Raw genomic sequence first — 20,877 nt, 5'->3', positions numbered from 1 at the left:
CATCTTGCTGGCTCCCGCCGCGGCCGCCGCCGCCATCCTCCACGACGTTTTCGGCTACGACCGCTTCCGCGGCCCGCAGGCGGCCATCGTCGACCATGTCATCGCCGGCGGCGATGCTCTGGTGCTGATGCCCACCGGCGGCGGCAAGTCGCTGTGCTACCAGATTCCGGCCATTGCGCGCCAGCGGGCCGGCGAGGGCGTGACCGTCGTCGTGTCCCCACTGATCGCGCTGATGCACGACCAGGTCGGCGCGTTGCACGAGGCCGGCGTCGAAGCCGAGTTCCTCAATTCGACGCTCAGCGGCGAGCAGGCGAATGCCGTCGAGCGGCGGCTGGCGCGCGGCGAGATCACGCTGCTGTACGCGGCGCCCGAACGCGTCACGACGCCGCGCTTCCTGGCGCTGCTGGACGCGCTGCACGAGCGCGGACAGCTCGGCCTCTTCGCCATCGACGAAGCGCATTGCGTCAGCCAGTGGGGACACGACTTCCGGCCGGAGTACCGGGCGCTGGCGATCCTGCACGAGCGCTTTGCGTCGGTGCCGCGGATCGCGCTCACCGCCACGGCCGACGCGATCACGCGCGCCGACATCGTCGAGCGCCTGCAATTGCAGCAAGCGCGCCAGTTCGTCAGCAGCTTCGACCGGCCGAACATCTCCTATGCGATCGTCGAGAAGAAGGAGCCGGCCGCGCAATTGCTGCGCTTCATCGAGTCGGAGCACGCGGGCGAGGCCGGCATCGTCTACTGCCAGTCGCGCAAGCGCGTCGAGGAGATCGCGCAGCTGCTGCAGGGCCAGGGCGTCCAGGCGCTACCCTACCACGCCGGACTGGACGTGGCGGTGCGGCAGGCCAACCAGGACCGCTTCCTGCGCGAGGACGGGATCGTCATGGTCGCCACCATCGCGTTCGGCATGGGCATCGACAAGCCGGACGTGCGCTTCGTCGCCCACCTCGACCTGCCGAAGAACATCGAAGGCTATTACCAGGAGACCGGGCGCGCCGGCCGCGACGGCCTGCCGGCCCAGGCCTGGATGGCGTACGGCCTGCAGGACGTGGTGAACCAGCGGCGGATGATCGACGAGAGCCCGGCCGGCGACGACTTCAAGCAGGTGATGCGCGGCAAGCTCGACGCGCTGCTGGCGCTGGCCGAGGCCACCGATTGCCGGCGCGTGCGACTGCTCGCGTACTTCGGGGAGGTACTCGGAGAGGGTCCGCCCGCCGCCGGGCCGCCCCAAGGCGGGCGGGGCCCCCTCGGGGGGCAGGGAGGCCCTCCAGGGCCGACCGTGGGGGCCACATGCGGCAATTGCGACAACTGCGTGCAGCCGCCGGCGGTGTGGGACGGCACGGAGGCCGCGCGCAAACTGCTGTCGACCATCTACCGCGTGCAGCAGGCCAGCGGCATCGCCTTCGGCGCCGGGCACGTGATGGACATCCTGCGCGGCAAGCAGACCGAGAAGGTGGCGCAGTTCGGCCACGAGCGCCTGAGCACCTTCGGCATCGGCGCGGAATACAGCGAGGCGCAGTTGCGCGGCGTGTTGCGCCAGTTGATCGCCACGGGCGCGCTGGCCGTCGATGCGCAGGCCTACAACACGCTGCAGCTGACCGACGCATCGCGCGCCGTCCTGCGCGGCGAAACCGCCGTGCTGCTGCGCGAGTCGGTGTCGCAACCGGCCGCCCGGCGCCGTCGCGGCGGCGGCCGCACGGCGCCGGCAGCGGCGGCCGCCGGGCTCACGGCGCGCGGGCTGGCCCGCTTCGACGCGCTCAAGAGCTGGCGAGCGCAGGTCGCGCGCGAACACAACCTGCCGGCTTACGTGATCTTCCACGATGCCACGCTGGCGGCCATCGCGGCGCTCGCGCCGGCCGCCCTGGACGAGCTGCGCACGGTCAGCGGCATCGGCGAGCGCAAGCTGCACGCTTATGGCGCCGACGTGCTGCGGGTGGTGGCCGACGCCTGACCAGCCGGGGTGCGCGCCGACAGCCAGAGTCGCCGCTTTTCTACAGCGGCACCGCCACCGCACGGTCATGATCGCCGGCGCTCGCCGTGCGGACCACGGCCAGGGAGCTCTCATGGTTCAGTCGCCGCGCCCCGCCACGCCCGCGCCATCCAGGTGGCCTCTCTTCGCCTGCGCCGCCGTGGCGCTGGCGCTGGTGGGCTGCGCGGCCCCGTCGGCGCCGCCCGGCCCTGCGCCGCAGGCTCAGCCGCAGCCGCCACCGAAGGCGGCGGCCCCCACGGACCGGCCGGCCCCCGCGACCCGCGGGGGCCGCAAGCAGGTCGGCAAGGCCTCCATCTACGCGCGCAAGTTCGACGGCCGGACCATGGCCGACGGCTCGCCGATGTCGCTGCTGGACGACAACGCCGCCAGCAAGACGCTCCCGCTCGGCTCAAGGGCCCGGGTGAAGAACCTGGAGACTGGCAAGAGCGCGGTCGTCACGATCCAGGATCGCGGGCCGTTCGTGCCGGGGCGGATCATCGACCTGTCGCCCGCGACGGCGGCACTGATCGGACTCACCAGCAAGGACGGGCTGGCCGACGTGGAGGTGACGCCGCTGCCGGCGGCGCGGCCCGGCGATGCCGACGGCGAGAAGTAGCCGCGATCAGCGCGCGCCGCGCTCGATCAGGAACGGCGCGAACTTCTTGTCGGTACCGAGGATGTGGTTGTTGAGCCAGTCGCAAAGGAACTTGAGCGTGGCCAGCGTGACCTTGGCCTCGCCGGCCCGATGCTTGAGCACCAGGGCCTTGGCCTGCTCCGCCAGTTTTGCGTGCTCGGCGCGATGGGCCGCCTCGTCCTGGTAGCCGTACTGCCGCAGCAGCTTTTCCTCGGTGTCGAAGTGGTAGACGGTGTAGTCGACGACGCCGGTCAGCACCTTGTCGATGACCTCCTGCCCGTGACCGTCCTGCATCGCGTCGTAGAGATCGTTGAAGAGCGCGAACAGCTTCTGGTGCTGCCGGTCGATCTCCGCGATGTGCAACGTGTACTTGTCGTCCCAGGTGAACAGGCTCATGGCATCCCTCCTCGAGGAGGGAGAACATACCGGTTCGTTGCCGCCGGGGATTTGTGCCAGCGCAAGAACTGGCGCGGCGAGGAGTCCGGGCGGTAGAGAGACGGGCACCGCGTTGGGCCTGCAAGCCCAGGCTCCTAGGGCAGGAACCCGATGTTGCGGACCTCCCGCACCTCGGGCTTGATGCGGTGCTCGGCTTCCAGCTGCTCCAGGAACTCGTCGGGGCCGAACTGCGCCGCCAGGATGTCCACCTGGCGCTTGACGGCGGCGAAGTCGCCCGGGCACAGCTGGTCCAGGCGCGCCAGCCGGCCGCGGGCCTGCGCGGTGAGCCCGGACGCGTCGCCGCCGAGCGCTTCGGTCACGAACATCTTCTCGCGCTGGGCCGCCGTGAGCGGGTTGAACCGGATCTTGAACGTGAAGCGGCGCAAGGCGGCCTGGTCGATGCGGTCTAGCAGGTTGGTCGTGCACACGAAGATGCCGCGGAAGCGCTCCATGCCCTGCAGCATCTCGTTGACCTCGGTCACCTCGTAAGTGCGCTGCGCGCCGCGCCGGTCCTGCAGGAAGCTGTCCGCCTCGTCGAGCAGCAGCACCGCCTTCTCGTTCTCCGCCTCGCGGAACATCGCGGCCATGTTCTGCTCGGTCTCGCCGACGAACTTGCTCATGAGGTCGCTCGCCTGCTTCACCAGCAGCGGCTGGTCGAGGGTGCGGGCGATGTGCTCGGCCAGCGCGGTCTTGCCGGTGCCCGGGGCGCCGTAGAAGCACAACGTGCCGTGCCCGCGTGCCTTGAGCGCCTCCACGATGCGCCCGATCTCGAAGCGGCTCTCGACGTTGAGCATCTCGAGGTCGTAGGTGGTGACGGCCGGCCGCACGCCGCTGCCGTGGGGCCGGTTACCGAGCGCCTGGTCCGAGTTGCGCAACTGGCGTTCGATCAGCGCTTCGACCGATTCGCCGCCGGCGCTGGCCAGCCCGGCGAACCGCACCGCGGTGCGGATCTGCGCCGGCGTCAGGCCCTTGCGCTCGGTGAGCCTGGCCACGAAGCCCTCCGAGACCGGCACGCCGTCCAGCGTCCTGCGCACCAGCCCCTCGCGCGCGCCGGGCGGCGGCGACTTCAGCTCCAGGTGGTAGGCGAAGCGGCGCCGGAAGGCGGGGTCGATCTGCTCGATGCGGTTGGTGACCCAGATCGTCGGCACCGGGTTCGACTCCAGGATCTGGTTGACCCACGCCTTGCCGCTCACGCTGCCCTGCGGCGGCGCCACCACCTGCTCCGCACGCGCCATCAGCTGCGCCGCTTCGCTCGAGATCGGCGGGAAGACGTCCTCCACCTCGTCGAACAGGAGCGCCGCCTGCGCGCTGCCCTTGAGGAACACCTGGGCGATCTGCAGCGAGCGGTAGCGATCCCGCCCGCTCAGCGAATTGCCGTCGCGGTCGGCGTATTCGACCTCGAACAGCTCCAGGCCGGCGGCCTGCGCCACCACCTTGGCCAGCTCGGTCTTGCCGGTGCCGGGCGGGCCGTACAGCAGCACGTTGACGCCCGCCTCCTTGCGCATCACGGCGTTGCGCAGCAGCGCCGACAGCACCTGGGCATCCTCCTGCACGAACGCGAAGTCGGCGAGGCCCAGGCCGCTCTTGGCGCAGGGGCGGGTGAAGACCGCCATCAGCTCGCTGCGGTCGCGGTATTCGCGCATCAGCACCGGCGGCAGCTTCTCGCTGACCTTCATCAGGTCGGCCAGGTCGGTGATGTTGTGTTCGGAGATCAGGTTCTCGACCAGGCCGATGCGCTCCAGCCGCGATCCCGCCCGCAGCGCTTCGCCGACTTCGGCGGCGTTCACGCCGGCCAGGTCGGCGATCGCCGCGTACGCTTCGGGCGCGTTGTTGACCTTGAACTCCACCAGCAGGCTGCGCAGGTCGCGCTGGTAGCGGGCCAGCGTGCCGTACAGCAGCAGGGCGCGCTCGGCCTTGTTCAGCTGCAGGAGGCCCGAGAGCGCGTCGATGTTCTTCTCGACCAGCGTCGACTGCTTCTTGAGCGCCTGCGTCAGCCAGTCGCCGGTGACGGTGAGCACCGAGAGCAGGTCGCGCGGCTGGTCCTTGGCGTATTCGTCCAGGTAGAAGAAGAGCGTGCCTTCCTCGTAAGGCCCGCGCCAGAGCCCGTGCCGCCCGAGGAACTCGCGCGTGGAAAGCTGTTCGTGGCCGCGCCAGAACTCGTTGTCCTTGCAGCGGCGGCCCAGGAACTCGCGCAGCCGCGCCAGCGCCGGCGCCGGCCACACCAGGTGCCGCCCCGCCAGCGACAGCAGGCCGTTCAGGTCGCGGCGCACGTTGAACTTGCTGCCCTGCTTGGCCGCCAGCGTCAGCACGAAGTGCGAGCACATGAGGTCCAGCACCGGCGCCTCCTTGAGGCCCGGCGAGGGAAGCAGTTGCGCGTCGATGGAACGCTTGACCATTGGTTCGGGTTCCGGGTCCGGCACGACGCCCGGCGGTGCAGACGATAACGCGACTTCCGGGTCCGTGGAAGATGCCCGCTGTCGCGATCATCCAACTGTCGGGCCTTTCCAGTGGACAATTCCGTCCATGATCCAGATCGCCGACATCCGCGCCGCCGCGGACCGTCTCCAGGGGCAGGTGCTCGAGACCCCGTGCGTGGAGTCGCGCACCATCTCGCAGCTGCTGGGCGCCCAGGTCTTCCTGAAGTTCGAGAACCTGCAGTTCACCGCCTCCTTCAAGGAGCGCGGCGCCTGCAACAAGCTCGCGCAGCTGTCGTCCGACGAACGGCGGCGCGGCGTGATCGCGATGAGCGCCGGCAACCACGCGCAGGGCGTCGCCTACCATGCCCAGCGGCTCGGGCTGCGGGCCGTGATCGTGATGCCCTGCTTCACGCCGGGCGTGAAGATCGAGCGCACCCGCAGCTTCGGCGCCGAGATCGTGCTCTACGGTGACACGCTCGACGAGGCGCGCAACCACGCCCTCAAGCTGGGCCAGGAGCAGCAGCTGGTGTTCGTCCATCCCTATGACGACGAGGCGATCGTCGCCGGACAGGGCACCGTCGGGCTGGAGATGCTGGCGGCGGTGCCGACGCTGGACACCCTCGTCGTGGCGGTCGGCGGCGGCGGGCTGATCTCGGGGATCGCGGTGGCGGCCAAGGCGCTGAAGCCGCAGATCGAGGTGATCGGCGTGCAGACGCTGCGCTTTCCCAACATGTTCAACGCCATCAAGCATGCCGCCCTGCCCCAGGGCGGCAGCACGATCGCCGAGGGCATCGCCGTGGGCACGCCCGGCAAGGTGACGCAGGAGATCGTCGCGACGCATGTCGACGACATGGTGCTGGTCGACGAAGGCGACATCGAGCAGGCACTGGTGATGCTGCTGGAGATCGAGAAGACGCTGGTCGAAGGCGCCGGCGCCGCCCCGCTGGCGGCCATGCTCAAGGATCCGGGGCGCTTTCGCGGGCGGCAGGTCGGCCTGGTGCTCGGCGGCGGCAACATCGACCCGATGCTGCTGGCCGCGATCATCGAGCGCGGCCTGGTGCGCGGCGGGCGTCTCGCGCGCATCCGCGTCAACGCGCGCGACGTGCCGGGCTCGCTGGCGCGGATCACGGCGCTGGTGAGCGACGCCGGAGCCAACATCAACGAGGTGCACCACCAGCGCGCCTTCACGCTGCTGGCGGCCCAGAACGTCGAAATCGAGCTGGTGCTGCAGACCCGCGGGCCGGACCACATCCGCGCGGTGCTGGAGGCGCTGCAGCAGGGGGGCTTTCCCGCCATCGCGCAGTAGCACCCGGCGCGGGCTAGAATCGCGCGTTTCGCACCGCCACCGAGGAGAGCATGTCCACCACCCACGCGCCCGAGAGCCACGCCGCCGAGCACGAAGAGCACGATCCGGTCGAGAACATCGTGCACGCGATCCCGATCGTGCTGCCGGTGATGGGTGGGCTGCTGATGTTCCTGCTGGCGTTCATCGCCGTCTACGTCGGCTAGGCCGCCCCGGCTTCCCGGGCCTGCCGCACCGGCATGATGTGGATCGCCTCCGGGGCGATCCGCAGCCAGAGCGAGCCCCCGGGGCCGGCCCCCAGTGACCGCAACTGGGCCGTCGCCGGATTGAGCGTCACCTGCTCCCCCGGCAGCTCCCGCGGCCGCAGGCTGCACAGGCTGGTTTCGCCCAGCACCAGCTGCTCCGCGATGTCGCAGCGCACGGCATTCTCCTGGCCCGCTGCGTCCGCGAGCAGGTCGGCCCCCTCCCCCGCGAACACCCAGGTCACCGAAGCCCCGTCCGGAATCCGGTTCTTGTCGAGCACGCGCAGCCGTACTTCGCCGCGTTCGCCCCAGGCGAGGTGGCCCCAGCCCGGCTCCTGCTTGTGGAAGCGGCCGCTGAAGTGGTTCTGGATCCCCACCAGCTCCGCCACCCTGGCGTTGCGGGGGCTGGCGAACACCCGGGCCGGCGGTCCGGACTGAAGCGTCTCGCCGGCGTCGACGATCACCACCCGGTCGGCCAGCCGCCGCGCCTCGGCCAGGTCGTGGGTCACCAGGACCATCGGCGTCGAAAGGGTCTGCCGCAACGCCGCCAGCTCGTGATACAGGCGCTGCCGCGCCGGGGCGTCGACCGCGGAGAACGGCTCGTCGAGCAGCAGGACCTTGGGCTCGCCGGCCAGGGCGCGGGCCAGGGCGACGCGCTGCTGCTGGCCGCCCGAGAGCTGGCTCGGCCGGCGCTGCTCCAGCCCGTCCAGCCCGAGCCGGCGGAACAGGTCGGCGCAGTCCTGGGCCGCCGGGCGGCGGCAGGCGATGCGGACGTTCTCCAGCGCCGTCAGGTGGGGGAACAGCGCGTAGTGCTGGAACACCAGCCCGGCGCGCCGCTGCTGGGGCGGCCGGTCGATCGCGCGCCCGCTGTCGAACCACGCGTCGTCGCCGACGGCGATGCGTCCGCGCAGCGTGCGGCTCTTCAGCAGGCCCGCCACGGCGCGCAGGAGGCTTGTCTTCCCGCTGCCGGACGGGCCGACCAGCGCCACCAGTTCGCCGGCCGCGCAGTCGAAGCTCGCCTTCAGCCGCATCGGACTGGTGTTCTCGAGCGTGGCCTCGAGTTTCGCCACTAGCGCTCCTGCAGCGGCCGGCGGCGGTCGGCGGCGAACACCAGTGCCACGGCCACCAGCGAGGAGGCCACCAGCGCCAGCGCCATGACGTGGGCCGCCGCCAGGTCGAAGGCCTGGACCCGGTCGTAGATGGCGATGCTGAGGGTCCGCGTCTGCCCCGGGATGCTGCCCCCGACCATCAGGACGACGCCGAATTCGCCCAGGGTGTGGGCCGCCGTCAGCGCGATGCCAGACACCAGGCCGGGCCAGGCCAGCGGCAGCTCGATGCGGACGAAGGTGCGCCAGCGGCCCAGGCCGCAGACCCACGCGGCCTCGCGCAGCGACTGCGGAATCGCGGCGAACGCGCGCTGGATCGGCTGCACCATGAAAGGCAGGTTCACGAGCACGCTCGCCAGCAGCAGCCCTTCGAAGCTGAACACCAGTTGCAGGTCCAGGTGACGCGCCGCCCAGGCACCCAGCCAGGAACCATGCCCGAGCGCCACCAGCAGGTAGAAGCCGATCACCGTGGGCGGCAGCAGCAGCGGCAGCATGAGAAGCGCTTCGGCCAGCGGCTTGCCGCGCCAGCGGGTGAGGGCCAGCCAGCGCGCCAGGGCGATGCCCGGCGGCAGCAGCAGCACCGCTGTCAGCCCCGCCAGCAGCAGGGAAACGCGCGCGGCTTGCCAGTCCATGCCCGGATTGTGACCGAGCCGTCAGGCGGCACCGAACCCATGCCGCTGGAGCGCCGCGCGTGCCGTGTCACCCTGGAGGAACTGGTGAAACCCGGCCGCTTCCGGCGCGGCGCCCCGCAGCAGCACCATGCGCTGCCGCATCGGCGCGTGCAGGTCCGCCGGCAGGACCATCGAGCGCGTGACGCCCGCCACGGCCGGTGCCAGCGCGAGCGACGAGCCCGTGATGCCGGCCTGCGCGGCCCCGCTGGTGACGTACTGGGTGGCCTGGGCAACGTTCTCGCCCAGCACCAGCTTCGCGCGCACGATCGGCCACAGCCCGAGCCGCTCCAGCGCCTGTTGCGCCGCGCGGCCGTACGGCGCGTGCCCGGGGTTGGCGATGGCGAAGGCGCGCATGGCGGGCAGCGCGGCCCGCAGCGAGGCCAGCCCGGGCTCGAGGGCGACGGCGGACGACTTCGGCACGATCAGGGCGACCCGTCCGAGCGCGTACACGACCCCCCGGCCCTGGGTCAGCCCCGCGTCCGCCAGCTGGAACACGTAGCCTTCGTCGGCCGACAGGTAGAGGTCGACCGGCAGGCCATGCCGGATCTGCTGCGCGAACTGTCCCGAGGAGCCGAACGTGACCTGGACCGGCACTCCGGTTTGCTCGCGGTAGCGCGCGGCCAGCTCGTCCATCACGAATTTCAGGTCGCTGGCGGCGGCCACGCGCACCGGCCCGGCCGGCCGCTGGCCCATGGCCCGGGCCGCGCCGAAAGCCAGCAAGGCGGCCGCGGCGGTCCGTCGCGTGACCTTCTCCGGGACACTGCAGTTGATATTCAGTCGCATAAAGTCATGCATCTTTTGCATCACGCACCGGCTGTGGCACCTGACAGAATTTGCGTTCAGCCGACCGGAGGCGCGTGAACCCCGCGAACTTCCGGTTGTCGAGCGCCTCGACCCGACCGTCCGAACGGCTGAGCAAAGCCCGATTTCCAAAAGGCCGCTCATGCCCCGAGCTCCTTTTGGAAATCGTTTTTTCACTTCCAGGAGCTTTGATGAACTCTCCCGCCATGCAGGGGTTGAATTTGAACACCCCGGCGTATGTCAAGAATGCCCGCCTGATCGCCTGGGTCGCCGACATGGCGGCGTTGTGCGAGCCGGACGCCATCTACTGGTGCGACGGCAGCCGCGAGGAGTACGACCGGCTGTGCGAGCAGCTGGTGGCCGCCGGCACGATGCGCAAGCTCGATCCGGTCAGGCGTCCCAACTCCTACATCGCCTGGTCCGACCCCAGCGACGTGGCCCGCGTCGAGGACCGCACCTTCATCTGCTCGCAGCGCAAGGAGGACGCCGGCCCGACCAACAACTGGGTCGCGCCCGCCGAGATGCGCGCCACGCTGCAGCCCCTGTTCCGCGGCTGCATGCGCGGCCGCACCATGTACGTCGTGCCGTTCTCCATGGGCCCGCTCGGTTCGCCGATCGCGCACATCGGCGTGGAGCTGTCCGACAGCCCGTACGTCGCGGTGAGCATGAAGATCATGACCCGGATGGGCAAGGCCGTGTACGACGTGCTCGGGGTCGAGGGCCAGTTCGTGCCGTGCGTGCACACCGTCGGGGCGCCGCTGGAGCCCGGCCAGCAGGACGTCGCGTGGCCGTGCAACAAGACCAAGTACATCGTCCACTACCCGGAGACGCGCGAGATCTGGTCGTACGGCTCCGGCTACGGCGGCAACGCCCTGCTGGGCAAGAAGTGCTTCGCGCTGCGCATCGCCTCGAACATGGGTCGCGACCAGGGCTGGCTCGCTGAACACATGTTGATCCTGGGCGTGACCAGCCCCCAGGGCAGGAAGTACCACGTGGCGGCGGCGTTCCCGTCGGCCTGCGGCAAGACCAATTTCGCGATGCTGGTGCCGCCCAGGGGCTTCGAAGGCTGGAAGGTGACGACGATCGGCGACGACATCGCCTGGATCAAGCCGCATGCCGACGGCCGGCTGTACGCGATCAACCCCGAGGCCGGCTACTTCGGCGTCGCGCCCGGCACCAACATGGAGACCAACCCCAGCTGCATGCGCATGCTGGAGCGGGACGTGATCTTCACCAACGTGGCCCTGACCGACGACGGCGACGTCTGGTGGGAAGGCATGGGTCCCGCGCCCGCCCACGCGCTCGACTGGCAGCGCAAGGAGTGGACGCCGCAGATCGCGAAGGAGACCGGCGCCAAGGCGGCCCACCCGAACGCGCGCTTCACCGTCGCCGCGACCAACAACCCGGTGCTCGACCCGCAGTGGGACGACACCGAAGGGGTGCCGATCGACGCCTTCGTCTTCGGCGGCCGCCGCTCGACCACGGTGCCGCTGGTCACCGAGGCCCGCGACTGGGTCGAAGGCGTGTACATGGCCGCCACGATGGGCTCGGAGACGACGGCCGCCGCCACCGGCCAGCAAGGCGTCGTGCGCCGCGATCCGTTCGCGATGCTGCCCTTCATCGGCTACAACATGTCGGACTACTTCCAGCACTGGCTGGACCTGGGCCGCGACCTGGCCGCCGCCGGCACGAAGCTGCCGAAGATCTTCACGACCAACTGGTTCCGCAAGGGCGAGGACGGCAAGTTCGTCTGGCCCGGCTACGGCGAGAACATGCGGGTCCTCAAGTGGATGATCGAGCGGATCGAAGGCAAGGCCGGCGGACATGAACATGTCTTCGGCGTCAGCCCGTCGTACGAGGACCTCGACTGGACCGGCCTCGCGTTCAGCCAGGAGCAGTTCCGCACCGTGACCAGCATCGACAAGGCGGCGTGGCAGAAGGAGCTGCAGCTGCACGCCGAGCTGTTCCAGCAGCTCCAGTATCACCTGCCCGCCGAGCTGCGCGAGACCAAGGCAAGGATCGAGAAGCGACTGGCGGCCTGAGTTCCGCGGTCCAAACAGAAATGCCACCCGCGGGTGGCATTTTTTTCCTGGAGCCGGCGCCTCAGGCGCCGCTGCGCTGCTGCGCGACGAGCCGCGCGCGCCGCAGGCCGGCTTCCCGGCGCTTTTGCGCCCGCTGCATCGCGATGCGGTACGACCACGCATCGAGCTTCGCGAGCAGCGGCGCCGGCAGGCGCCGCAGAACAAGGGTCAGCCAGGTGGTGCGGGCGACGACAGCCATGGTGCTTGTTCCCCGTGCCTCAGTCGCCGAAATAGGCCTTGACGCCTTCCGCCCGGGTCATCGCGCAAGTGAGGTCCTGCATCACGCGCGGGTCGGACTGGGCGATCTGCCACATGGCCCGGTCTTCCGCGGCCTGGCGGCGGGCGGCGTTCCAGCGCTTGAAGCCGGAGCGCAGGTTGGCGGTCATGTCCCTGGCGGGCGTCGCCAGCATCGCGATCGACGCGAAGGCGATCACCCACATGGCGATCCAGGCGGCCAGCAGGTGGCCTTCGGTCCAGGTCTCGACGACCTGGTTGGCGACCACCAGCAGCGCGGCGACGATCGCGGCCAGCAGCAGGGTCGCGCCGCTGCGGGTGGCATCCTTCACCAGGTGGCGGATGTTCTTGCCCGCGCGCTCCAGACGGATGACGCCGGGGTGTTCGGTCGGATGCTGGACGTGGGCGAAGCTGGTCATGATGTTGTATCCCTCTCGGTCTGTCGGCGGTATTGCCTGATGCCGTGGCCTGATATTAGGGTTTCCCCCGATATTTGCCAACTTTAGATTCATGATGACAATCATTCATGACGATGATGAAAAACAGTCCGAACTTCCGGACCCTCGACCTGAACCTGCTGCGGGTGTTCGACCAGGTCATGTCGGAGCGCAACCTCACGCGCGCCGCGCAGAACCTGGCGATGACGCAGCCCGCCGTCAGCAACGCCCTCAATCGCCTGCGCGAATCCGTGGGCGACAAACTGGTCGTGCGCAGCGGCTACGGGGTGGAGCCCACGCCCAAGGCGCTCGCGGTGTGGCCGGCGATCGCCGATGCGCTGCGCCAGATCGAGAGCTCGCTCTCGCCCGGCGAATTCGTGCCGGCGCAGGCCAACCGCACCTTCATCCTGGCGATGGCGGATGCCACGGCGGCCGAGCTGATGCCGGGGCTGGTCGAGATCACCATGCGCGATGCGCCCGGCGTCTCGCTGCGGGTGCTGCCGCTGTCCACGCGCGATCCGCGCCGGCTGCTCGACGAGGGCGAAATGGACCTGGCGGTCGGCTTCTTTCCGACGGTGCTGGCGGAACTGACCGGCCAGGAGCAGGCGGGGCGGCTGCCGGCGTTCGATCACCAGCGCCTGTTCGGGGGCGAGTACGTGTGCGTGATGCGCAACGGGCACCCGCTCGCAGAGGTGCCGCTGACGATCGAGCGCTATTGCGAGGCGCACCACCTGCGGGTGAGCTTCACGGGGCGGCCGTTCGGCTTCGTCGACGAGGCGCTGGCCGCACTCGGCCGGCAACGGCACGTGGTGCTCACCGTCAACCAGTTCTTCACCGCGGGGCGCGCGGTCGCCACCTCGGACCTGATCACGGTGCTGCCGCGCCACTTCATCAGCGTGACCGGGATGGAGCACGACTTCACCTTGCGCGAACTGCCCTTCAGCCTGCCCCCGGTGCTGGTGCACTCCCTGTGGCACCGGCGGCAGAGCCAGCGGGGGGATCACGCGTGGCTGCGCGCGGCCGTGCTGGCCGCGACCGGCAAGGCCTTCGAGGGCCGGGAATGAGCGGCGGCCCGCGGCGTGGCGCGCACTGCCCCGCAACCGGCCGGCACAATGGTGCCGGATGAAAGTCCAGCTGCTGTCGGACCTCCACCTCGAAGTCCACCCGCACTTCCAGCCGCGGCCGGCGCCCGACGCCGACCTGCTCGTGCTGGCGGGCGACATCGGGTCCTACCAGGCGGGCAGCCTGCTGGCCGGCGACGACTTCGGCCTGGAGCGGTTTTCGCCGCGCGCCGGCTGGCCGGTCCCGGTGCTGTACGTGCCGGGCAACCACGAGTACGACAACCTCGACTTCGATGCGGCGCACGACCGGCTGCGCACGACCTGCGAACGGCTCGGCATCACCTGGCTCGAGCGCGAGGTCGTTGTGCTGGAAGGGGTGCGCTTCATCGGGACGACCTTGTGGGCCGACTTCGACGCGCTGCTGACCGACAGCGACCGCAGCGGCGGCCTGGCGACGGTGCTCAAGCGCCGCGAAAAGGCGTTCCGCGCCGCCAACTTCTATCTGCAGAAGACCGGAACGACGCGGCACGGGCAGCCCTGGCTGGCGCCGGGCTGGCGCGAACAGGCCCTGGCCTGCATCGAATGGCTGCGGCAGGCGCTGGCGACGCCGTTCGACGGCAGCACCGTCGTGGTCACGCATTTCGCGCCCAGCCTGCGCAGCGCCGACCCGCGCTACGGGCTGGTGCCGGGCACCGCCGGGTTCTGCAATTCGCTTGACGACCTGCTCGGCCAGGCGCAACTGTGGCTGCACGGGCACCTGCACCACCAGCAGGATTACGTCGCGCAAGGTTGCCGCGTCGTGGCCAACACGCTCGGCTACGGGGCCAAGGGCGAACAGGAGGGTTTTCGCGAACGGCTGGTGCTCGACGTGGCCCCGACACGGCGCCGTCCGACGATCGCTGCCGGGCCGTTGTGCTAGTGTCCTGCCGGCCCACCGAATCCCGAGGGAGAACCGCATGAAGATCCTGCTTGCCGTCGACGGCAGCGACTACACGGGCAAGATGCTCGACTACGTCACCCGCCAGCCGCTGTTCGACCAGCAGCACGACTACACCCTGTTCAACGCGCAACCGCCGCTGCCGCCGCACGCCGCCTCGGCGGTCGGCGCCGGCGCCACGCGCGACTACCACCAAGACGAAGCGCGCAAGGTGCTGGAACCGGCGCTCGCCCGCCTGCGCGACGGCGGCTATCACGCCGCCACCGAATGGCGCACCGGCTCGGCCGGCGAGACGATCGCGCGCTTCGCCGCCGACGGCGGCTACGACCTGGTGGTGATGGGCACGCATGGCTACGGCGCCCTCGGGCGCCTGATCATGGGCTCGGTCGCGACGCAGGTGCTCGCGAACGGGACGGTGCCGGTTCTGCTCATCCCTTGAGCGCCCGTCGCGTCGTGCACTTACCGGCGCGTACACCTCGCACGCGGTCTTTACATTTGTGACGTCTCGTCGCCGTATGCCTGTGCAAGACTGCACGCAGGACACGGAGGTGGGACATGTGGCAGACACTCTGGACTCCGACGCTCGCCTGGCTCGCCGCCGCCACGGGCGCCCTCATCCTGGCTGGCGTGGCGCCTTCCGAAACCAGCATGATGGGACGGCTGCCGAGCCGGGCCGTGCAGCGCCTCGGGCCGCCGGCGGGCGTGCCGTCCGACCGCGTGCTGGCGCTGGTCGGCTTCGACCGCAGCCACCGCGGCGAGATCAACAGCTGGATCGACGGGCTGCGGCTGCACGAGGATCGCTCGATTCCGTGGGTGAAGATGCCGGTCCTCGACGATCCCGGCGACGAGGGGGCCCGGCAGGCCATGGAGGGCCGGATCCGCGCCACGCATGACCTGCCGGCGCAGCGCCTGGTACCGGTGTTCACCGACCGCGACCAGTTCATCCGCGCGGCGGGCCTCTCCGGCGGCGATCACGCGTCCGTGCTGGTGCTTGACCGCAACGGGCAGGTGCTCGCCCGCGCCGAAGGCCAGTTCGATTCCGCGCGCGCCACTGCCATCCGCGAAACGCTGCTCGTGCCGTCACCGCCGCAACCGACCCTGGGCGCGGGCCGGTAAGCACGGCGCCGCTGCAGCGACCGGGAGCGCCGGCGAGGGGTGGCGCCGGCGGCGGGCCGGTCTCTGCGTTTCGGGCCATACTCCATGAAATTTCATGCAACCCGCCCGATGAGCTCCTCCCGCCAGGCCCAGCCACCGAGCTTTTCCACCCGCGAATTCCGCGCGGCCTTGGGAATGTTCGCGACCGGCGTCACGATCGTCACGGCGCGCACCGCGCAGGACCAGGTGATCGGGCTGACCGCCAACTCGTTCAACTCGGTGTCGCTGGATCCGCCGCTGGTGCTGTGGAGCCTCGCGCAGGCGGCGGCCTCGCTGCCGGCCTTTCGCGCCGGCTCGCATTACGCGATCAACGTGCTCGCGGCCGACCAGAAGCTGCTCGCCGAACGTTTCGCCGCGAAGGGCGCCGACCGCTGGGCCGGCGTGGAGTTCACCGAAGGCGCCTGCGGCGCGCCGCTGCTGGCCGGGTCGGCCGCCACGTTCGAGTGCTTCAACCGCAGCCGCTACGAGGAAGGCGACCACGTGATCTTCGTCGGCGAGGTGGAGCGCTGCACCTGGCGGCCCGGCGCGTCGCCGCTGCTGTTCCACGGGGGCCGCTTCTACACGGAGCACCCGCTGTGAGCGCCGGCCAGCGCAGCATGGAGTACCTGCTCGGGCAGGCGACCCACGCGCTCTACCAGGGGTTCGACGCCCACGTGCGTGCCGCCGGACTCAGCTCCATCGAGTGGCGCGTGCTCTCGCGGCTGCAGGGCGGCGACGCGCTGACGGTGAGCCAGCTCGCGCACGAGGTGCTCGCGAAGCAGCCGACGGTGACCAAGCTGGTGCAGCGCATGAGCGAACACGGGTGGCTGGCGCTGCAGGCCGACGCGGCCGACCAGCGGTGCACGCTGGTGCGGGCCACCACCGCCGGCCGCCGCCTGGTGGGCCCGCTGGTCGAGCGCGCCCGCGCGCACGAGGCCGACATGTTGCGCACCCTGGCGGCCACCGAAAAGGCGGCGCTCAAGCGCCTCCTCGCGAAACTGGCCGACCGCGGGGCCTGACCCGTCCGGGCCGGCGCGAGCCGGACGCTACCATCGCGCGTATGCGCCCCCGCAAGGACCACTTGGACACGCTGGCCGTGTCGCTGCTGCTCGCCTCCTGCCTGTTCTGGGGCGTCCAGCAGGTCCTGATCAAGGCCACGGTCGCCGAGGTGCCGCCCTTGTGGCAGGCGACGCTGCGCTTTGCCGGCGCCACGGCGCTGCTGTGGGCGTGGTGCGCCGCGCGCGGGGTGCGGCTCTTCGAGCGTGACGGCAGCCTGCCCGCGGGCCTGCTGGCGGGCGCGCTCTTCGCCGGCGAGTTCGCCTGCATCTACCTGGGCCTGCGCGACACGACGGCGTCGCGCCTGACGGTGTTCCTCTACACATCGCCATTCGTCGTCGCGCTGCTGCTGCCGCGACTGGTGCCGTCGGAGCGGCTGCGGCCGGTTCAGTGGGTGGGCCTGTCCGTCGCCTTCGCCGCGGTGGCGTTCGCGTTCAGCGAGGGCTTCCGCGGCGAGACCAGCTCCCGCCAGTTGCGCGGCGATGCGCTGGCGCTCGCCGCGGGCGTGCTGTGGGGACTCACGACGCTGGTGATCCGGGCCAGTTCGCTGTCGCGCACGAGCGCCGAGAAGACGCTGTTCTACCAGGTGGCGGTGACGGCGATCGCCGCGCCGCTGCTGTCGCTCGCGCTCGGCGAGACCTGGTCGCTGCGCTATTCCAGCTTCGCCTGGACGTCGCTGGCCCTGCAGACGGTGGTCGGCGCCTTCGCCAGCTACCTCGCGTGGATGTGGCTGCTGGGACATTACCCGGCCACCAGGATGTCGTCCTTCACCTTCCTCACGCCGGTGTTCGCGCTGGTGTTCGGCGTGGCGCTGCTGCACGAGCCGCTCACGGTGCAACTGGTGCTGGCGCTGGCCGGGGTGGCGGCCGGCATCGTGCTCGTCAACCGGAAGCCCGCCGCGCCGGCGGCCGCCGTGGTCAGCCCGCGGATTTGACCTTCCGGCCTGCGGCAAACGCCACGTACCAGTCCAGCGCCGCCGGGTTCGCCATCGCGTCGCGGTTGACGATCTTCTCCACGGCGTGGCCCAGCAACAGCTTCTTCACCGGCAGTTCCTGTTTCTTGCCCGACAGCGTGCGCGGGATCTCCGGCACGGCGAAGACGTCATTGGGGATGAAGCGCGGCGACAGCGCCGTCTTGATCGCGCCGGCGATGCGCGCGCGCAGCGCGTCGTCCAGCGCGACGCCCGGCCGCAGCACCACGAACAGCGGCATGTAGCTTTCGCGGCCGAGGTATTCCAGGTCCACCACCAGCGAGTCCAGCACCTCGGGCAGCGCTTCCACGGCGCTGTACAACTCGCTGGTGCCCATGCGCAGGCCGTGGCGGTTGATGGTGGCGTCGCTGCGACCGTAGATGATGCAACTGCCCGAGCGGGTGATCTTGAGCCAGTCGCCGTGGCGCCAGACACCGGGGTACATGTCGAAATAGCTCGCGAGGTAGCGCTGGTGGTCGCGGTCGCCCCAGAAGTACAGCGGCATCGACGGGATGGGCCGGGTGCAGACCAGTTCGCCCACCTCGTCGATCACCGGTTGCCCCTGCTCGTTCCAGGCTTCCACGGCGCAACCGAGCAGGCGGCACTGCATCTCGCCGGGGACCAGCGGCAGCTCGCGATGGCCGCCGATGAACGCCCCCGCAAAGTCGGTCCCGCCCGAGATGTTCGCCCACCAGATGTCCCTGGTGCCGATCTTCTCGAATTCGCGGGTGCCCCAGCGCTGCGCGTCCTCCGACAGCGGCGATCCGGTGACGCCCAGCGCCCGCACGTGCCGCAGGTCGCCGCACGCGGAGAGGTCGACGCCGGCCTTCAGGCAGTTGGCGTAGAAAGCCGCGCCCGCGCCGAAGAACGTGACGCCCGTTTCGGCGGCAAAGCGCCACAACGTGCTCCAGTCAGGCTGGGCACCGCCGCCGGCCGGGCTGCCGTCGTAGATGCAGCAGGTGGTTCCATCGAGGAGTCCGCTCACCTGGCAGTTCCACATCACCCAGCCGGTGGAGCTGTACCAGTGGAAGCGCTCGCCGAGGCTGTTCGGGTCGTAGCTGCATCCGATGTCGTTGTGCAGGCGCTTGAGGGCCAGCCCCACCAGCACCGTGCCGCCATGGCCATGGACGATCGGCTTGGGCAGGCCGGTGGTGCCGCTCGAATACACGATCCACAGCGGGTGGTCGAACGGCAGCCACAGCGGCTCGAAGGCGGCGGTCTGCGCGTCGTCACGCGCGACGGTCTCGGTGAACGCTGTCCACGGTCCGACGGCGGCCAGCGCATCGGCCGGCAGTCCCAGCTCGCGATGGACGATCACGTGCCGCACGGTCGGCAGCGCCGCCCGCAGCTCGGCGACGACGGCCGTGCGGTCGAACTCGCGCCCGCCGTAGCTCACGCCGTCGCAGGCGATCAGCACCTTCGGCTCGATCTGGCGGAACCGGTCCAGCACCGCGTTGGTGCCCATGTCCGGCGCGCAGATGCTCCAGATGCCGCCGACGCTGACCACCGCGAGGAAGGCGACCGTCGCCTGCGGCACGTTCGGCAGGTAGGCGGCGACGCGGTCGCCCGGCTGCAGGCCCTGCGAGCGCAGGTGCAGCGCGAGCGACGCGACCTGCCGCCGCAACTCGGGCCACGACAGCTCGCTCGCCTGGCCGCGCTCGTTGCGGGCGACTACCGCTGGCAGGCCGGCGGCATGCGCCGGTTCCACGTGGCGCAGCACCTGGCGCGCGTAATTGAACTGCGCCCCGTCGAACCACCTCGCCCCAGGCATCTTCGGCTCGGCCAGCACGGCGCGCCACGGCGTCGGCGACTGCAGGTCGAAGTAGCGCCAGACGCTCTCCCAGTAGCCGGCAAGGTCGGTCACCGACCAATGCCACAGGTCGTCGTAACTGGCGAACGAGAGGCCGCGCTGCTCGCGCAGCCAGTCCTGGTAGCGGCGGATCTGGGGAACGGAACGTGCGGCCATCCGGCAAGCTTATCGTGCCGACGCCCGGGCGACTCCGGCCCTTGTGCCGCCTCCGGGTTCCCCCTAGCATCGGGCGCACCCGACTACAAGGAGAAAGAGCGATGGGAATGTTCCACTGGACGGAGAAGCCGGCGCAGGTGCTGCAGCAGGGCGGCGTGATCGCCCCCGACGAGCGCCTGCCCTGGCCGCAGACGGCGGCGATGGGCGTGCAGCACGTGATCGCGATGTTCGGGGCCACGGTGCTGGCCCCGATCCTCATGGGGTTCGACCCCAACATCGCCATCCTCATGAGCGGCATCGGCACGCTGATCTTCTTCGTGATCACGGGCGGCAAGGTTCCGAGCTACCTCGGCTCCAGCTTCGCATTCATCGGCGTGGTGATCGCGGCCAGCGCGTACGCGGGCAAGGGCCCCAACGCCAACATCGCGGTCGCGCTCGGCGGCATCATCGCCTGCGGCGTCGTCTACACCATCATCGGCGCCATCGTGCAGGCGGCCGGCACCGGCTGGATCGAAAAGCTGATGCCGCCGGTGGTGACCGGCGCCGTGGTCGCCGTGATCGGCCTGAACCTCGCGGGCATCCCGATCAAGAACATGGCGGCCAGCAACTTCGATTCGTGGATGCAGGCGGTCACCTTCGTCTGCGTCGGCCTGGTCGCGGTCTTCACGCGCGGCATGGTGCAGCGCCTGCTGATCCTGGTGGGCCTGATCGTGGCCAGCATCGTCTACGCCGTGCTGGCCAACGGGCTCGGCCTGGGCAAGCCGCTGGACCTGTCGGGCATCGCGAACGCCGCCTGGATCGGCTGGCCCGCCTTCACCGCGCCGGTGTTCGAGCCGGGCGCGATGCTGCTGATCGCGCCGGTGGCCGTGATCCTGGTCGCGGAAAACCTGGGCCACATCAAGGCCGTGACGGCGATGACCGGCCGCAACCTGGACCAGTACATGGGACGCGCCTTCATCGGCGACGGCGTCGCCACCATGGTCAGCGGCGCGGCCGGCGGCACCGGGGTGACCACCTATGCCGAGAACATCGGCGTCATGGCCGCCACCAAGATCTATTCCACGGCGGTGTTCGTCACGGCCGCCGTGATCGCCGTGGTGCTCGGCTTCTCGCCCAAGTTCGGCGCCGTGATCCAGGCGATCCCGCTGCCGGTGATGGGCGGGGTGTCGATCGTCGTGTTCGGCCTGATCGCCATCGCCGGCGCCAAGATCTGGGTCGACAACCGCGTCGACTTCTCGCAGAACCGCAACCTGATCGTCGCCGCCATCACGCTGGTGCTGGGCACCGGCGACTTCACGCTGAAGTTCGGCGGCTTCGCCCTCGGCGGCATCGGCACCGCCACCTTCGGCGCGATCCTGCTGTATGCGCTGTTGAACCGGGGCCAGGGCGAGCCGACGGCGCAGGCACGGCGCGCCGCTTGACC

At 70.4% G+C, this 20,877-nt stretch carries 21 protein-coding genes; 13 read left to right on the top strand and 8 right to left on the bottom strand.

The features are described 5' to 3' along the window. The first annotated feature begins 7 nt into the window (after nt 1-7). A complete protein-coding gene (locus RAMLITH_RS13440) occupies nt 8-1,951 on the top strand; it encodes a RecQ family ATP-dependent DNA helicase (RefSeq protein WP_238344195.1) in 1,944 nt (647 codons plus the stop codon). A 112-nt stretch (nt 1,952-2,063) separates the two neighbouring features. Then, nucleotides 2,064-2,585 carry a septal ring lytic transglycosylase RlpA family protein gene (locus RAMLITH_RS13435; protein WP_168107931.1) on the top strand — a complete coding sequence of 174 codons (522 nt, stop codon included), beginning with the start codon at nt 2,064-2,066 and terminating at the stop codon, nt 2,583-2,585. 6 nt (nt 2,586-2,591) lie between these two features. Here the strand turns inward: RAMLITH_RS13435 and RAMLITH_RS13430 are convergent, their stop codons facing one another. Together RAMLITH_RS13430 and RAMLITH_RS13425 are read right to left on the bottom strand one after the other, a co-directional pair. Next, the gene (locus tag RAMLITH_RS13430; RefSeq protein WP_168107930.1) at nt 2,592-2,999 is read right to left on the bottom strand and encodes a bacteriohemerythrin; all 408 of its coding nucleotides are present in this window, start codon (nt 2,997-2,999) and stop codon (nt 2,592-2,594) included. Nucleotides 3,000-3,133: 134 nt separating this feature from the next. Further along, nucleotides 3,134-5,434, bottom strand: coding sequence for an ATP-binding protein (locus RAMLITH_RS13425; RefSeq protein ID WP_168107929.1), 2,301 nt, complete (start codon nt 5,432-5,434; stop codon nt 3,134-3,136). Between the two features lie 127 nt (nt 5,435-5,561). Here RAMLITH_RS13425 and RAMLITH_RS13420 point away from each other — a divergent pair, with 127 nt between their 5' ends. After that, nucleotides 5,562-6,761, top strand: coding sequence for a threonine ammonia-lyase (locus tag RAMLITH_RS13420; RefSeq protein WP_168107928.1), 1,200 nt, complete (start codon nt 5,562-5,564; stop codon nt 6,759-6,761). 50 nt (nt 6,762-6,811) lie between these two features. Next, on the top strand, nt 6,812-6,964 hold the full coding sequence (locus RAMLITH_RS13415; protein WP_168107927.1) for a hypothetical protein: 153 nt from the start codon (nt 6,812-6,814) through the stop codon (nt 6,962-6,964). Here the strand turns inward: RAMLITH_RS13415 and RAMLITH_RS13410 are convergent. Genes RAMLITH_RS13410 through modA form a run of 3 tightly spaced genes read right to left on the bottom strand, consistent with a single transcriptional unit; the run spans nt 6,961 to nt 9,560 of the window. Next, on the bottom strand, nt 6,961-8,070 hold the full coding sequence (locus tag RAMLITH_RS13410; protein WP_168107926.1) for an ATP-binding cassette domain-containing protein: 1,110 nt from the start codon (nt 8,068-8,070) through the stop codon (nt 6,961-6,963). The genes RAMLITH_RS13415 and RAMLITH_RS13410 overlap by 4 nt on opposite strands. Further along, entirely contained in the window at nt 8,070-8,738 is a 669-nt protein-coding gene (gene modB, locus RAMLITH_RS13405) for a molybdate ABC transporter permease subunit (RefSeq protein WP_168107925.1), read from the bottom strand. Before modB ends, RAMLITH_RS13410 begins: the two co-directional genes overlap by 1 nt. Before the next feature lie 21 nt (nt 8,739-8,759). Next, a complete protein-coding gene (modA, locus tag RAMLITH_RS13400; protein ID WP_238344181.1) occupies nt 8,760-9,560 on the bottom strand; it encodes a molybdate ABC transporter substrate-binding protein in 801 nt (266 codons plus the stop codon). A gap of 209 nt (nt 9,561-9,769) precedes the next feature. Between modA and RAMLITH_RS13395 the strand changes: the two genes are divergently transcribed. Beyond that, a complete protein-coding gene (locus RAMLITH_RS13395; RefSeq protein WP_168107924.1) occupies nt 9,770-11,620 on the top strand; it encodes a phosphoenolpyruvate carboxykinase (GTP) in 1,851 nt (616 codons plus the stop codon). 61 nt (nt 11,621-11,681) lie between these two features. Here the strand turns inward: RAMLITH_RS13395 and RAMLITH_RS13390 are convergent, their stop codons facing one another. Both RAMLITH_RS13390 and RAMLITH_RS13385 read right to left on the bottom strand, forming a co-directional pair. Then, complete coding sequence (locus RAMLITH_RS13390; RefSeq protein WP_168107923.1) at nt 11,682-11,858, bottom strand: hypothetical protein; 177 nt, start codon at nt 11,856-11,858, stop codon at nt 11,682-11,684. Nucleotides 11,859-11,877: 19 nt separating this feature from the next. Beyond that, nucleotides 11,878-12,312, bottom strand: coding sequence for a hypothetical protein (locus RAMLITH_RS13385; RefSeq protein WP_168107922.1), 435 nt, complete (start codon nt 12,310-12,312; stop codon nt 11,878-11,880). A 116-nt stretch (nt 12,313-12,428) separates the two neighbouring features. Between RAMLITH_RS13385 and RAMLITH_RS13380 the strand changes: the two genes are divergently transcribed. From RAMLITH_RS13380 to RAMLITH_RS13350, 7 genes are all read left to right on the top strand, one after another. Beyond that, nucleotides 12,429-13,394 (top strand): LysR family transcriptional regulator, encoded by a 966-nt coding sequence (locus RAMLITH_RS13380; RefSeq protein WP_168108135.1) that lies wholly within the window; start codon nt 12,429-12,431, stop codon nt 13,392-13,394. A 58-nt stretch (nt 13,395-13,452) separates the two neighbouring features. Further along, a complete protein-coding gene (locus tag RAMLITH_RS13375; protein ID WP_168107921.1) occupies nt 13,453-14,310 on the top strand; it encodes a metallophosphoesterase in 858 nt (285 codons plus the stop codon). A 37-nt stretch (nt 14,311-14,347) separates the two neighbouring features. Next, entirely contained in the window at nt 14,348-14,767 is a 420-nt protein-coding gene (locus RAMLITH_RS13370) for a universal stress protein (protein WP_168107920.1), read from the top strand. A gap of 116 nt (nt 14,768-14,883) precedes the next feature. Continuing rightward, a complete protein-coding gene (locus RAMLITH_RS13365) occupies nt 14,884-15,444 on the top strand; it encodes a hypothetical protein (RefSeq protein WP_168107919.1) in 561 nt (186 codons plus the stop codon). A gap of 108 nt (nt 15,445-15,552) precedes the next feature. Further along, nucleotides 15,553-16,062 (top strand): flavin reductase family protein, encoded by a 510-nt coding sequence (locus RAMLITH_RS13360; RefSeq protein ID WP_168107918.1) that lies wholly within the window; start codon nt 15,553-15,555, stop codon nt 16,060-16,062. Further along, nucleotides 16,059-16,481, top strand: coding sequence for a MarR family winged helix-turn-helix transcriptional regulator (locus RAMLITH_RS13355; protein ID WP_337786150.1), 423 nt, complete (start codon nt 16,059-16,061; stop codon nt 16,479-16,481). The genes RAMLITH_RS13360 and RAMLITH_RS13355 overlap by 4 nt, the downstream gene beginning before the upstream one ends. Before the next feature lie 41 nt (nt 16,482-16,522). After that, on the top strand, nt 16,523-17,452 hold the full coding sequence (locus RAMLITH_RS13350) for a DMT family transporter (RefSeq protein WP_168107917.1): 930 nt from the start codon (nt 16,523-16,525) through the stop codon (nt 17,450-17,452). Here the strand turns inward: RAMLITH_RS13350 and RAMLITH_RS13345 are convergent. Continuing rightward, nucleotides 17,436-19,454, bottom strand: coding sequence for an acetoacetate--CoA ligase (locus RAMLITH_RS13345; protein ID WP_168107916.1), 2,019 nt, complete (start codon nt 19,452-19,454; stop codon nt 17,436-17,438). The genes RAMLITH_RS13350 and RAMLITH_RS13345 overlap by 17 nt on opposite strands. A gap of 107 nt (nt 19,455-19,561) precedes the next feature. On the opposite strand from RAMLITH_RS13345, the gene RAMLITH_RS13340 reads away from it, so the two are divergent. Next, nucleotides 19,562-20,875: a solute carrier family 23 protein gene (locus RAMLITH_RS13340; protein WP_420376908.1), complete on the top strand. Its 1,314-nt coding sequence runs from the start codon at nt 19,562-19,564 to the stop codon at nt 20,873-20,875. Nucleotides 20,876-20,877 lie beyond the last annotated feature (2 nt).

Source organism: Ramlibacter lithotrophicus, assembly GCF_012184415.1.
Taxonomy (GTDB): domain Bacteria; phylum Pseudomonadota; class Gammaproteobacteria; order Burkholderiales; family Burkholderiaceae_C; genus Ramlibacter; species Ramlibacter lithotrophicus.
The sequence above is the reverse complement of the archived record's forward strand: the minus strand, read 5'-3'. Positions and strand labels throughout refer to the sequence as shown.

Excerpts from the sequence above, each read along its gene's own strand:
- RAMLITH_RS13435 (WP_168107931.1), top strand. The coding sequence starts at position 2,064 with ATGGTTCAGTCGCCGCGCCCCGCCACGCCCGCGCCATCCAGGTGGCCT.
- RAMLITH_RS13430 (WP_168107930.1), bottom strand. The coding sequence starts at position 2,999 with ATGAGCCTGTTCACCTGGGACGACAAGTACACGTTGCACATCGCGGAG.
- RAMLITH_RS13425 (WP_168107929.1), bottom strand. The coding sequence starts at position 5,434 with ATGGTCAAGCGTTCCATCGACGCGCAACTGCTTCCCTCGCCGGGCCTC.
- RAMLITH_RS13420 (WP_168107928.1), top strand. The coding sequence starts at position 5,562 with ATGATCCAGATCGCCGACATCCGCGCCGCCGCGGACCGTCTCCAGGGG.
- RAMLITH_RS13415 (WP_168107927.1), top strand. The coding sequence starts at position 6,812 with ATGTCCACCACCCACGCGCCCGAGAGCCACGCCGCCGAGCACGAAGAG.
- modB (WP_168107925.1), bottom strand. The coding sequence starts at position 8,738 with ATGGACTGGCAAGCCGCGCGCGTTTCCCTGCTGCTGGCGGGGCTGACA.
- modA (WP_238344181.1), bottom strand. The coding sequence starts at position 9,560 with ATGCGACTGAATATCAACTGCAGTGTCCCGGAGAAGGTCACGCGACGG.
- RAMLITH_RS13395 (WP_168107924.1), top strand. The coding sequence starts at position 9,770 with ATGAACTCTCCCGCCATGCAGGGGTTGAATTTGAACACCCCGGCGTAT.
- RAMLITH_RS13390 (WP_168107923.1), bottom strand. The coding sequence starts at position 11,858 with ATGGCTGTCGTCGCCCGCACCACCTGGCTGACCCTTGTTCTGCGGCGC.
- RAMLITH_RS13385 (WP_168107922.1), bottom strand. The coding sequence starts at position 12,312 with ATGACCAGCTTCGCCCACGTCCAGCATCCGACCGAACACCCCGGCGTC.
- RAMLITH_RS13380 (WP_168108135.1), top strand. The coding sequence starts at position 12,429 with ATGAAAAACAGTCCGAACTTCCGGACCCTCGACCTGAACCTGCTGCGG.
- RAMLITH_RS13375 (WP_168107921.1), top strand. The coding sequence starts at position 13,453 with ATGAAAGTCCAGCTGCTGTCGGACCTCCACCTCGAAGTCCACCCGCAC.
- RAMLITH_RS13370 (WP_168107920.1), top strand. The coding sequence starts at position 14,348 with ATGAAGATCCTGCTTGCCGTCGACGGCAGCGACTACACGGGCAAGATG.
- RAMLITH_RS13365 (WP_168107919.1), top strand. The coding sequence starts at position 14,884 with ATGTGGCAGACACTCTGGACTCCGACGCTCGCCTGGCTCGCCGCCGCC.
- RAMLITH_RS13360 (WP_168107918.1), top strand. The coding sequence starts at position 15,553 with ATGAGCTCCTCCCGCCAGGCCCAGCCACCGAGCTTTTCCACCCGCGAA.
- RAMLITH_RS13350 (WP_168107917.1), top strand. The coding sequence starts at position 16,523 with ATGCGCCCCCGCAAGGACCACTTGGACACGCTGGCCGTGTCGCTGCTG.
- RAMLITH_RS13345 (WP_168107916.1), bottom strand. The coding sequence starts at position 19,454 with ATGGCCGCACGTTCCGTTCCCCAGATCCGCCGCTACCAGGACTGGCTG.
- RAMLITH_RS13340 (WP_420376908.1), top strand. The coding sequence starts at position 19,562 with ATGTTCCACTGGACGGAGAAGCCGGCGCAGGTGCTGCAGCAGGGCGGC.